Below are 12,790 nucleotides of genomic sequence, written 5' to 3' on the forward strand. Positions count from 1 at the left end.
ACTTCCTTGTGCTAATGCTGTTAATACTATATTAAAGCTTAGGCTTAAATACCAGCTTGTTGGGCAATTTTACCCTCCTCTTCGCAGCCGTTGTGTGCGAGAAACTGCTGATAACACGAATTACCTGTTTCTTCTACAAACCCATATCCAAGGCGTTTCAAGTGCTCATCAAAGGCATTGTAATCTTGTCCGGGTACTTCAAATGCCGCCAACACATTACCCAGCGCAGCCCCATGATTACGATAGTGGAATAAGCTAATATTCCATTTGCTCCCCAAAGTATCGAGAAACCGCGCTAGCGCACCAGGGTATTCGGGAAATTCAAAGCGCAGTACCCGCTCTTGTAGCTGCTGTGTCGGCTTGCCGCCAACCATATAACGCACATGTAATTTAGCAAGCTCGTTGTCGGACATATCAACATAGTGATAGCCCTGATGTTCAAGTTCACCGAGTAGTTCTTCAAGCTCACTAACACCTTGACGCAACCCGATACCGACAAAGATTTGTGCTTCACCCGGACCGGCATAACGGTAATTAAACTCAGTAATCGCACGCCCGCCTAAACATTGGCAAAAACGCTTGAAGCTGCCCTTCTCTTCTTTAATGGTCACCGCCAATAACGCCTCGTTCTTCTCACCGAGTGCCGTTCTCTCGGCGATGTGACGAAGACGGTCAAAATTTAAGTTCGCCCCAGAGAGCACCGCCGCTAAATTAGCACCTTGCTGAGCCTGTGTTGTCGCCCATTTTTTTAGCCCTGCCAATGACAGCGCGCCAGAGGGCTCCGCTACAGCCCGCGTGCTGACAAAAATATCTTGTACCGCAGCGCAAATTTCATCACCACTGACAGTCACGACTTCGTCGCAAAACTGCTGCGCTAGACGAAAGGTTTCGCTGCCGATGGTCTTCACCGCAACGCCATCGGCAAAACTGCCCACCCGCTCCAGCTCTACAGGTTTTCCAGCGGCCATAGCCGCTTGCAAACAGGCGCTTTCCTCGGCCTCCACAGCAATGATGCGGATATCTGGGCGCAGCGATTTAATATACACCGCCATACCGGCTAACAAACCGCCGCCGCCAACCGGGACAAACACCGCATCCAATTGCGGAAGCTGCTGCATTAGCTCGCGCGCAATCGTGCCTTGGCCAATGATCACATCGGGATCGTCGAATGGCGGCACAAACACCGCCTGCAGTTGCTCGGCCAGTTTTAAGGCATGGGATTTTGCGGCATCAAAGTGATGGCCGTGTAAAATCACCTCACCACCGAAGCCACGCACTGCATTGACCTTGATCTGCGGCGTGGTAAGGGGCATCACGATAATGGCTTGATGCCCTAACTCGGTGGCACTTAACGCCACTCCTTGTGCGTGATTACCAGCTGAGGCGGTGATCACCTTGCTGCCTTTTTCCAGTTGCCTTAGCTTGTTGTAAGCGCCTCGCAACTTAAAGGAGTAAACGGGTTGTTGGTCCTCGCGCTTAAGCCACACCTTGCACCCTAGTTTTTGCTCTAACGCAGTCAGTTCACTGACCTCTGTGAACTTAACCAAAGGCTCCATATTGGCTTGGATAATAGCGCGAAAATAGTCAAGCTCGGAGGCGGCCATCAGCTTAGCTCCTCAAGCTTTTCAAGGTCGCGAACAGCACCTTTGTCCGCACTGGTTGCCAGCAGCGCATACGCCTTGAGCGCGGCTGTTACAGGACGATTACGGTTGAGCGGCTTATATGCATCTTTGCCACGTTGCTGCTGTTTTTGCGCCCGCGCCTCAAGCTGCTGCTGCGATAAACTCAGATTGATACCTCGGTTGGGGATATCGAGTATCACTTCATCCCCATCTTCAACTAGAGCAATCGCACCGCCACTGGCAGCCTCAGGAGAAACATGGCCCACAGAAAAGCCCGACGTACCACCGGAAAAGCGGCCATCGGTAATAAGCGCACAGTCCTTGTCTAAGGCCATCGATTTTAGATAACTAGTCGGATACAGCATTTCCTGCATGCCCGGGCCGCCCTTGGGGCCCTCGTAGCGGATCACCACCACATCGCCTTTTTGTACCTGGCCGCCTAAAATGCCTTCGACTGCATCGTCTTGTGATTCAAACACCCTGGCAGTGCCTTTAAACACCAACATGTCATCACTGACCCCCGCGCTTTTCACAATACAGCCGTTGGGAGCTAAGTTGCCATAAAGCACCGCCAGCCCACCATCTTGGCGAAAGGCATGTTCGACACTGCGAATACACCCCTGCTCGCGGTCCAAGTCCATCTCTTGCCAACGGTAATCCTGACTCATGGCTTTGGTGGTGCGGATGCCAGCAGGACCAGCACGGTAAAATGTGCGCGCCGCCGTGTTCTCTTCTTTGCTGGCATCATAGCGAGCGATCACCTCGCCAAGGTTGGCCCCCCCGACATGGCCAACGGATAAATCCAGCTTATCCGCTTTCGCCAATTCGTTGAGAATGGCCATAATCCCGCCAGCGCGATGCACATCCTCAATATGGTATTGCTGCGTCGCAGGAGCGACTTTACATAAAAATGGGGTGCTGCGTGAGAGCCTATCAATGTCATTCATATCAAAATCCACCCCAGCCTCTTGGGCGGCGGCTAATAAATGCAGCACCGTATTGGATGAACCGCCCATGGCGATATCCAACGTCATTGAGTTCATAAAGGCAGCCTGATTGGCGATATTACGCGGCAGCACCGAATCGTCTTCTTGGCCATAGTAACGCTGACATAAATCAACGATGCGTTGACCGGCTTCAACATAAAGCTGCATCCGATCCTTATGCGTTGCTAACGTGGTGCCGTTTCCTGGAAGAGCCAAGCCTAGGGCTTCCAATAAACAATTCATCGAGTTGGCGGTAAACATGCCCGAGCATGAGCCGCAGGTTGGACACGCAGAGCGCTCTACTTGTTCTGAGTCTTCATCGCTGACACTAGGGTCGGCGCCTTTGACCATGGCATCAACCAAATCTAATTTAATGTCGATATCCGCAAGACGGGTTTTGCCCGCTTCCATCGGCCCGCCAGAGACGAAGATCACCGGAATATTTAATCGCAATGCGGCTAACATCATCCCTGGGGTGATTTTGTCACAGTTAGAGATACATACCATGGCATCGGCACAGTGAGCATTAACCATATACTCCACCGAATCGGCAATGAGGTCTCGTGACGGCAGAGAATACAGCATGCCGCCGTGACCCATGGCGATACCGTCATCAATGGCGATGGTATTAAATTCACGTGGCACCCCACCGGCATCACGAATGGTGTGTGCCATTAGCTCGCTGAGCTGGTTCAAATGCACGTGCCCCGGCACGAACTGAGTGTATGAATTAACCACCGCGATAATCGGTTTTTTAAAATCGCTGTCGTTCATGCCGGTCGCTCGCCAAAGCGCCCGAGCCCCTGCTCTTTTGCGTCCTTCGGTGGTTGTTGCGCTACGCAGTTTTGCCATGTTTACCTCTATATATTTGCAAGTACAGCCGTGGCTGCCTTGACTTACCTCATTCCCAAAATGGTGGTGCTAGTGGCACCTCGTCGTTAGTCGTTTACGTACTCTAGCCAGCCGCGCGGGTCTTCACTGCGCCCTTTGACCAAATCAAAATAGGCGGTTTGCAGCTCTTCGGTGATAGCGCCACGCTGGCCTTCGCCGACCTGAATTTGGTCGACACTGCGCACCGGAACGACCTCGGCGGCCGTACCGGTCATAAAGAATTCGTCGGCAAGGTACAATGCCTCACGGGCAATTGACTCTTCACGCACTTCATAGCCGCGCTCTTTGGCAAGCGTCATAATGGTGTCGCGGGTCAGGCCAGGTAAAATACAGGCGGTGGTCGGTGGCGTGTATAGCACACCATTTTTAATCACAAAGAGGTTTTCGCCTGCTCCTTCACTCAAACACCCATTGGTGTCTAAGGCAATGCCTTCAACATAGCCGTTACGCTTGGCTTCACCAGATATAAGCTGCGAAGACAAATAGTTGCCGCCCGCTTTTGCCGCCGTGGGCATGGTATTAGGCGCTAGGCGGTTCCATGAAGAGATACATACATCAACGCCTTGAGCGAGACTATCCTCACCGAGATAGGCGCCCCATTCCATGGCCGCTACGGTGACATCGGCTAGGTGTGATTTGGGGTTTAACCCCAAGCCAACGTGACCTAAAAAGGCAAACGGGCGCAGATAAGCATCGCTAAAGCCATTTTGTTTCACCGCTTCTTTACACGCCTGATTTAACTCTTCCAGTGAAAATGGGATTTCCATGCGGTAGATTTTTGCTGAATCAAAAAGCCGCTTCATATGGTCAGTTAAACGAAAAATAGCCGGCCCATTAGCGGTGTCATAGGCACGGATCCCCTCAAATACCGAGCTACCATAATGTAAGGCATGGCTTAATACGTGCGTGGTGGCTTGCTGGTAAGGGATCATCTCGCCGTTGTGCCAGATTAATTCGGATGTTTGTGTCATGTGTTAATACCTTCTTATAAATCCGTGTTGCTGTGCGCCTTGCTGGTCGCAGCGCTAAATCGCTTGTTGTTGTAGTTGTTGCAAAGTCACGCTTTGCACATCTACCAGCTTATTCAGTTGTTGCGTTAAAAGATAGATGGGTTTGTCGCTGTCGACAGTCATATTGATAGCATAATGCTCTTCACTGCTGGCTAATTCCAACGCCGTTAGCTTGAAACCACGATGGCGAGCGACTCGTAAAAAGCGTTCAACGGCGACGGTTTGATTGGCAAGATGTAAGGTTAAGCGATGTTTCATGGTTGCCCCTGTTGGTTTGTTTGCGTCAGCATTTGATCGTTCGCGGCACCTGGCGGTACCAATGGCCAGACGTTATCGGCATCATCAATACACACATGCAGCAAATACGGGCCGTCACTGCTATGCAACTCGCTAAGCGCAGCTTGTACTTGCTCCTGGGAAGTGATACAGCGCCCTGCGATGCCAAAAACGCGCGCTAAAGCGACAAAATCTGGATTGTCAGAAAGGGTCGTTTCACTGTAGCGTTCAGCGAAAAATAGCTGCTGCCATTGCCGCACCATACCCAACCTTTGGTTATCAATAACCACGATTTTAATATCTAAATTATTACGGCGGATGGTGGCCAGCTCTTGAATATTCATCATGATGGAGCCATCACCAGAGACCACCACCACGGTATCTTCGGGGCGGGCGATTTTCGCGCCAATGGCAGCAGGTAAACCAAACCCCATGGTCCCGGCACCGCCGCTACTTAAGTGGTTGCTCGGGTGGCTAAATTGCATGTGCTGCGCGACCCACATTTGGTGCTGACCAACGTCACAACATACCACTGCATCGGCACTTAGCTGCTGCGACAGTTGATTAAGTAAAGCTGGTGCATACACGGTTTCACCGGGGTAGTCGTAGCGCCACGCATGCTCTTGGTTTAGCTCCTCAACATAGTTACACCACTGCGGCTCGCTGACAAAACATTGCAATTGCGGCAGTGATATTTTTAAATCCGCCACCAGCGACGCATCTGTAGGCTTTCGCTTGCCTACTTCAGCAGCATCGATATCAAGGTGCACAACTTTCGCGTTCGCCGCGAACTTAGTCAGATTGCCGGTCACGCGATCGTCAAAACGGGCACCAATACACAACAGCAGGTCACATTCTTGTACCGCCAAGTTAGCGGCCTTAGTGCCATGCATACCTAACATGCCTAAACTAAGTGGATAATCCGGTGTGACGCTGCCTAACGCCTTAAGTGTTTGCACCGCTGGCATATTGGTCTTGTATAGAAACTGCATGAGTTGTTGCTGGGCTCCAGCACTTTGAACCCCACCACCGATATAGGCCACTGGCCGCTGAGCTTCGCTTAGCAACTGATTAGCCAATTGAACTTGTTGCTGGCAAGGTTGCGACGTCGGCTCTGATTCGGCTAGCCAAGGCTGGTAATGCGCCTCATTCATTTGAATATCTTTTGGAATATCAACAAGCACAGGGCCTGGGCGACCACTTTGAGCTAAGTGGATGGCTTGTTGCAGGGTATGCGCTAAATCTTCACTGCGCTCAACCATAAAGCTGTGTTTAGTGCATGAAAGAGACATTCCCAAGACGTCAACTTCTTGGAATGCATCCGAGCCGATTGCCGCTGTGGGTACCTGCCCAGTGATGGCTAATAACGGCACGGAGTCCATCATGGCATCGGCAAGGGCGGTGATCAGGTTTGTGGCCCCCGGGCCACTAGTGGCCATGCACACACCCAGTTTGCCACTACTGCGTGCATAACCCACAGCGGCGAAGCCCGCTCCTTGCTCATGGCGAGTTAAGTAATGAGTGACTGGAGATTCATAAAGGGCATCGTAAATGGGCATGATGGCCCCACCAGGGTAACCAAATACCTCGTTTATGCCCTCTTTGGCTAATATGTCGATCACTAATTCTGCGCCAGTCATTTTTCCTCATTCCTCAATGTGTTGGCCCATAAACGAAGAAGCCCCCCGAACTTTTCAGTGCGGGGGGCTTCTTTGCGAAATTACTTTTTTAACGCACTACAAAGCCCCCGTGGTAATAATAATCACCACGACGTTAATCACTAGGACTAGGCTAAGTTGCGTATTCAACATGTACTTTTTCGCTTCGCTTTTTTAAGTTTGTTACCGCATTTCTGCGCTCTTTTTCTATTAGTACCTTGGCAGCCCTTCTAAGTCAACCATAAAAACAATGCGAAACAACTAAAAATTGCGACGTCAATCACATAAAAAAACCTTAAAAGCCAATTAAGTGAAAAATAATTCCAAATTTTTCATTGCGACATTAAAACGTATTTAACATAGCGTGCTGTAACAGCTGAATATTTTTAGTAAAAATGGTCAGCCAATAGGCTAAATTACCGAACTCAGTTACACTGGCTAAAAACAACTACCTCTGGATACCATTATGAAAAAAACCTTCTGGCCACTGCTGTACATTAGTTTTGCATTTTTCACTCAGCTCTGCCTCGCAAACACCACTCCGGCACTGTGGCAAGTGGAGAAAAATGGCGTTACTTCCTATTTGTTTGGCACTGTGCATGTTGGTGATGAAGCAATGAAAGGCCTCCCCTCTTATGTTGAGCAAGCAATCAGCCGCAGTGATAAAGTGGTCGTTGAAGTAGATATTAGCGCGCTCTCACCTATGCAAATTCAACAACGCTCCATGCCGCTAATGATGCTGCGTAACGGCCGCACGCTAGAAACTGAACTGAGTAGTAAAAATTATCAACGCCTCAGTGACTATTTTGCACAAAAGAGTATTAATATTGCCATGTTCTCGGGCTTAAAGCCTTGGGCCGTTTTACTCACTATGGTGCAAATCGAGTATCAAAATGCAGGCTATTCAGAGCAAAACGGAATCGACAAGCAAGTGTTAGCTAAGGCAAACGCAATAGGTAAGCCGATAATGGAGCTCGAGTCGCTAGAGCAGCAACTAGAAATGTTCAGCGCCTTAGATAATTACGCTGATGAAATGGTCAACGATACTTTTCGCCAACTCAAAGACCTCGACCACTATTTTGCTCGATTGATCAGCGCGTGGAAGCAGGGAGATACTGACATACTGAGGCAGTACTACCACGATGCTTTTGATGACTCTGAATTCGGCCAACTTAACGAGCATATTTTACTTATTGAGCGTAATCAAAACTGGGTCGCACAACTTAACCAGCCAATGCAACAGCAGTCAATGTTTATCGCCGTAGGTGCGCTCCATTTACCGGAAAAAAATGGGCTCGTTAACCTACTGCGCGAACAAGGATTCACGGTTACGAAAAGGCAGCCCTCTCAATAACGTGTTTTTTTAATAACGCGCTCAACTGCTGAGTATTGACCGGCTTGTTAAGTACGGCATTGGCGCCGACAGTGATACTCTGCGCGATACGATGCTCATCTTGACTGGCAGTCACCAAAAAAATAGGCACGCTGAGCGCTAAGCGCTCACGAATCTCAATAATGGTACTTATGCCGTCTTTGTTTGGCATATTTAAATCCATTAATACACATTGATAGTGATGTTCTAGTAATTTATTGAGTGCTTGCTCACCATCATCAACAATGGTGGTGTTAAAGCCTATTTGCTGAGCTTGTTTAGCAAGAACTAACTGATTTATTGGGTTATCTTCAACAATCAGAATATCGCCATGCTGGCTGCTTGGCTCTAACCGGGCTTTGTCGATAGTAAGTACGGGCCAAGTTAGCTTGGCCTCAGTGCCTGTTGTGGTACTACGAATCGTAAGGCTTCCACCCACCTCTTGAGCCAACGCATACACGAGGCTGAGACCTAATTTCGCGCCCTGAAAGTGCTGTACCTGCTCGGTGTTGTAATACACAGCATGCTGCTGAGCAGCCTCAATATCAGCAGTAGCAATGCCATCGCCGTTATCTTTAACGACAACACTCAGCAGCCCAGCTGGTTCATGGTATTCAAATTGCACATGCACCGCAGCGCGCGTATGTATAAAGGCGTTGCTCAATAGCTGATTAACTGCTTGGATTAAATGCAGATGATCAGTTTGTGCTTGAACAGGTAGGCTATCTTCACCCTCGACACTCAATCGCTGCAGGGTTTCAGACTTAAGCTGCCAAGGCGCCAATATTGCACTCACCGTTTGCTTTAATGACTGCTCGGTCACTAAAGTAGTAAACGCTCCCGACTTAAGCTTCTGTAATTCCAACATTTCTTGCACTAGCGCCTGCAAATGTCGGGCGCAGCCCAATGCCGTTTGCTGTTCTTCGCGACCAGCCGCAGTATGAGAGTCCAATAGGCCAATAATCCCTGTAATTGGCGTCATTAGCTCATGACTCATATTAGCTAAAAAGTCAGATTTTACCCGATGCGCATGCGCGGCTTGACGCCGTTGGTAACGAAGCCGATAAAGAATGGCTGACACTCGACGTGTCAAAGGATTAAAGATGAGCCACCACTCACATAAAATAGTAGCAATGGCTGCCAGCGTTAAAAGGGGAATAACAAGCTGTAAATGTTCTATTTTTTGCTTAGATTTTGACTCTAATACGGTGACAACAGCATCTAAGTCCTGCAATAACGACAGTAGTTTTTGACCCTGAAAAGCACTTAAAGATGCATCGCTGCGACTCGCTAACTGCACATACTGGCGCACCCGACCATCCAAGCCCTGCTGGTGATAAAGCGCCAGCACCTGAGGGCTTTGCTGCACCAACTGTGAGCCTAATAAAAACTCATGGTTATTATAAAAGCGCATAGTGGCACGAGCGAGTTGCTGCTGCTCAAATCTTACAGCACGGTCATTGACGGCCAATTTATGCAATGCAATCTTCTGCGAAAGCATCCGCTGCATACCCGCAATGTTTATTACTTTTGCGTCATTTCGCTGCATATTGATGCTTTTCATCACATACACTGTAGAGCTAAGTATGACAACAACAAGCACACTGGCTGCCCAGAAATAACGTTTTTGTAAGTGTTTGGTAAGACGTTGCATAAGAGGGGCCTTTGCAATAACCCCTTAATACTGACACAAAATCAGCCTTTGTAAAATTTGTTCTCGCTTTAGCGTTGACAGCGTTAAGCATAAAGTGATTGAATAAAAAGGCACCCTTATTGAGTCGGCCGCATGTGCTGCGGTCGCAAGGGCTAGAAGAGGAGCGTCATTCAGGTAGTTATGGGAAGGAGAGCAAACTCCAAAGCACCATAACGAGGGGAATGTACGCCGAGAGACCTGTAAAGTTTGCTACTTACTGTCTCGGGCGCATGGGTTGAATCCCAGCGACTGTCACCATTAGCGCTTAGCGCTATGTTTTTGGTGGAGAGCTTCTGGTCTTAGTAACGCTGGGCCCATTTGGCTCTGTGTTTTAAGCCCATTCGCTCTTCGAATTTAACCAGTTCGATGCGAGGCGGGCAACCCCTTCCTAATTCAATCGAACTCGCACTAAGTTCGTGAGAGATGACTACAACTCATTCTTTAGCAGATACCATTGTCTGGACAGCATTGATCACTCCGATGCATGCTGACGGCAGTATTGATTTTAACACCTTAACCCTACTTGTGCGCGAGCAAGAGCAAGCGGGAAACGGCATTCTTATTCTTGGCTCTACTGGTGAAGCTCTGGCTCTCAGTATAGATGAGCAACAAGCCGTAGTTCGTCACGTTACAGCGCTCACCTTGCGTGTGCCACTGATGGTTGGCGTGGGCGGTTTTAACCTTAGCCAGCAACTACATTGGCTTAGTTTTTGTAACCAACACCCCATAGACGCCTACCTTCTGGGAGCTCCCTTATATGCTAAACCGGGTATTCAGGGGCAGCTACATTGGTACTCGGCACTACTGGATGCCAGCAAAAAGCCGTGCATGTTGTACAACGTGCCCGGACGCGCTGCAGTTAGTATTCCCCCTACGGTCTTAGCACAGCTACAACAGCACCCACTGTGCTGGGCACTTAAAGAAGCCAGCGGTGATATTGCACAATTTGAGGCTTACCGCGAAGCCGCGCCTGAGTTAGCGATTTTCAGTGGCGACGACGCGCTGATGCCTTATTTTGCTCAGGCCGGTGCAGCGGGCCTTGTATCTGTGGCCGCCAACGTCTGGCCACAGCAGACACAGCATCTGGTACAACAATGCCTTCAAGGGCAAAGCGTCAATGCCTTTATAACCTGGCGCAGTGCAATTGATGCGCTGTTCAGTGCAGCCAATCCAGTGCCCGTTAAGTGCCTTTTGCATGCTCTTGAACGCCTCAACAGCCCGGTGTTACGACCACCATTAAGCCACCTTGAGCTTAATGACACACAACCACTTCTTAATGCCCATGAACGCATTGTTGCGTGGGCACATTGATAAAATTAGTTAACAAGGTACCTCAGTTATGAGTTGGTTAGACTTACTAAATGACCTCGAAAGCGGCCACGTACGCGCCGCAACACAAGACGAACACGGCCAATGGCACGCCAATGTGGACGTAAAAAAAGGCATTCTCGAAGCCTTCAAAAGTGGCAATAACACCGAGTTTGCGGGCGGCTTTGTTGATAAGCATAATCTAGCTCCTCGCGGTTTTAGCGCCCAAGATAATATTCGCATGGTGCCTGGCGGTAGTGCTGTGCGTCGAGGTGCTTACGTTGCCCCTGGCACCATTATCATGCCACCTGCATATGTCAATATTGGTGCCTTCATCGACAGTGGAACTATGGTCGACAGTCATGCCTTGGTAGGGTCATGTGCGCAAGTGGGCAAAAACGTTCACCTCAGTGCCGCCGTGCAATTAGGTGGCGTGCTCGAGCCAATTGGCGCTAACCCTGTGGTGATTGAAGGTGATGCCTTTATCGGCGCGGGCTGTGTCATTGTCGAAGGGGTGGTGGTTCGCCAAGGTGCGGTACTCGCCCCTGGTGTACGTTTAAGCGCCACTATCCCAGTATATGACTGCGTTAACGAGCGACAACTCGATAAGGGCGAAGCGATTCCGGCCAACGCCATCGTTATACCTGGCTCCCGCCCAAGCTCTAGCACTTGGGGACGCGAACAAGGGCTCAGTATGAGCTGTGCGCTTATCGTAAAGTATCGCGATCAGCACAGCGATGCATCGCTGGAGTTAGAAGAGGTATTACGCTAATGCCTGTCTCTGGCGCATTGTTAAACGCTTTTGATACCCTCACTCAGGAGCGCCAAGAACCTTGCTTTGTCTACGATCTTGACAGTCTACGTAAGCACCTTGATGAGCTGATGGCGCAAGATGTGGTGAAGTTATGGTATGCGGTAAAAGCGAATCCTTTATCTGCGGTTATCGAGACTCTGGCAGCCGCTGGCTTTGACTTTGATGTCGCCAGCAGCGGTGAGCTCAATCAGGTGCTTTCACAGCATGTTGGTGCACAACGCATCCTCAACACCGGGCCGGCAAAATCGCGCCAGCAGTTAGGCGAATTCTTAGACGCTGGGGTACGTACCTTTGTGTTGGAGAGTATCAATCAAGTTCGCTGGCTTAATGAGCTGGCGTATAACCAAGGTATTGAAGTGGATGTGTTGCTTAGAGTGCAGTTGCGCTGGCCAGAAGGTGAGCGTAATCCGCTCGGTGGCAATACCCTGACTCCGTTTGGCTTAGCGCCAGAGCAGTGGCAAGGGCTCTACTTAGCCGACTACCCTGCGCTGAATTGCATTGGCCTGCATATTTTTCAGTGGGGCAACATGCTTGATGCGGCCCAGCTGCTTCACCTATGGCAAAGCATGTTAGCGCCATTACAAGCACTCTGTGAACGCCTTGGTTTTGCCATGCAAGTACTGGATTTAGGTGGCGGCTTAGGCGTTCCTTATGACAGCGAAAGCAGCCCGCTAAAGTGGCAGGATGTGCTCGGCGCACTGCGCGATATTAAGCGGCAAAGCGGCGTAAAAGAGTTGTGGATGGAGTTGGGCCGTTACGCCGTCGCACAATGTGGTTACTATTTAGACCCCGTCATTGAACAAAAAACAAATTATGGCGAGCGCCAACTGATCGTCGCAGGTGGTATTAACCATCTTTTACGCCCCGCTGTGGCAGGGCAAAACTTCCCCGCTCAGTTATTACGCCGAAGTACAGCCGAACAGGTAAACTATCGTATCCATGGACCTTTGTGTACGGCGCTGGATAGCCTAGGACAACACTCGCTGCCTGAGGATATTGATGAACATGATTGGCTCGTGTTTATGCAGGCCGGAGCCTATGGCTTCACCGAGAGTATGCCGTTTTTTCTGTGCCACTCATTGGCTGGTGAATACGTGTTTGAGCACGGCACTTTGCGCGTGGTTCGCGAGCCACAACCGGCCAGTTTTTATCTGAGGTAA

General features: G+C 49.8%; 10 protein-coding genes and 1 riboswitch. Of the genes, 4 read left to right on the forward strand and 6 right to left on the reverse strand.

Annotation, left to right across the window (positions count from 1 at the left end; genetic code table 11):
* Positions 1 to 44: 44 nt before the first annotated feature.
* The 5 genes from ilvA to ilvG form a co-directional block, all read right to left on the reverse strand.
* Positions 45 to 1,604 carry a threonine ammonia-lyase, biosynthetic gene (gene ilvA / locus MHM94_RS17070; RefSeq protein WP_235419171.1) on the reverse strand — a complete coding sequence of 520 codons (1,560 nt, stop codon included), beginning with the start codon at positions 1,602 to 1,604 and terminating at the stop codon, positions 45 to 47.
* On the reverse strand, positions 1,604 to 3,460 hold the full coding sequence (gene ilvD / locus MHM94_RS17075) for a dihydroxy-acid dehydratase (protein ID WP_045980453.1): 1,857 nt from the start codon (positions 3,458 to 3,460) through the stop codon (positions 1,604 to 1,606). Before ilvD ends, ilvA begins: the two co-directional genes overlap by 1 nt.
* Before the next feature lie 86 nt (positions 3,461 to 3,546).
* A complete protein-coding gene (locus tag MHM94_RS17080) occupies positions 3,547 to 4,470 on the reverse strand; it encodes a branched-chain amino acid transaminase (RefSeq protein WP_053910196.1) in 924 nt (307 codons plus the stop codon).
* A 54-nt stretch (positions 4,471 to 4,524) separates the two neighbouring features.
* Entirely contained in the window at positions 4,525 to 4,767 is a 243-nt protein-coding gene (gene ilvM / locus MHM94_RS17085) for an acetolactate synthase 2 small subunit (RefSeq protein ID WP_022943892.1), read from the reverse strand.
* Positions 4,764 to 6,425, reverse strand: a complete 1,662-nt coding sequence (ilvG, locus tag MHM94_RS17090) for an acetolactate synthase 2 catalytic subunit (protein WP_235419170.1) — start codon at positions 6,423 to 6,425, stop codon at positions 4,764 to 4,766. The genes ilvM and ilvG overlap by 4 nt, the downstream gene beginning before the upstream one ends.
* A gap of 484 nt (positions 6,426 to 6,909) precedes the next feature.
* On the opposite strand from ilvG, the gene MHM94_RS17095 reads away from it, so the two are divergent.
* Entirely contained in the window at positions 6,910 to 7,797 is an 888-nt protein-coding gene (locus MHM94_RS17095) for a TraB/GumN family protein (protein ID WP_235419169.1), read from the forward strand.
* Here MHM94_RS17095 and MHM94_RS17100 read toward each other — a convergent pair.
* Positions 7,772 to 9,469: a response regulator gene (locus tag MHM94_RS17100; protein WP_235419168.1), complete on the reverse strand. Its 1,698-nt coding sequence runs from the start codon at positions 9,467 to 9,469 to the stop codon at positions 7,772 to 7,774. The two genes, MHM94_RS17095 and MHM94_RS17100, sit on opposite strands and share 26 nt — an antisense overlap.
* A gap of 148 nt (positions 9,470 to 9,617) precedes the next feature.
* Positions 9,618 to 9,809, forward strand: a riboswitch (Lysine riboswitch).
* Positions 9,810 to 9,931: 122 nt separating this feature from the next.
* Between MHM94_RS17100 and dapA the strand changes: the two genes are divergently transcribed.
* From dapA to MHM94_RS17115, 3 genes are read left to right on the forward strand one after another with little or no spacing between them, the layout of a single operon-like run.
* Entirely contained in the window at positions 9,932 to 10,819 is an 888-nt protein-coding gene (gene dapA / locus MHM94_RS17105; protein WP_235419167.1) for a 4-hydroxy-tetrahydrodipicolinate synthase, read from the forward strand.
* Between the two features lie 28 nt (positions 10,820 to 10,847).
* Positions 10,848 to 11,588: a 2,3,4,5-tetrahydropyridine-2,6-dicarboxylate N-succinyltransferase gene (locus MHM94_RS17110; protein WP_235419166.1), complete on the forward strand. Its 741-nt coding sequence runs from the start codon at positions 10,848 to 10,850 to the stop codon at positions 11,586 to 11,588.
* The gene (locus MHM94_RS17115; RefSeq protein ID WP_235419165.1) at positions 11,588 to 12,790 is read left to right on the forward strand and encodes a PLP-dependent decarboxylase; all 1,203 of its coding nucleotides are present in this window, start codon (positions 11,588 to 11,590) and stop codon (positions 12,788 to 12,790) included. Before MHM94_RS17110 ends, MHM94_RS17115 begins: the two co-directional genes overlap by 1 nt.

The sequence above is a fragment of the Pseudoalteromonas sp. CNAT2-18.1 genome (assembly GCF_022347865.1).
Classification (GTDB): Bacteria; Pseudomonadota; Gammaproteobacteria; order Enterobacterales; family Alteromonadaceae; genus Pseudoalteromonas; species Pseudoalteromonas ruthenica.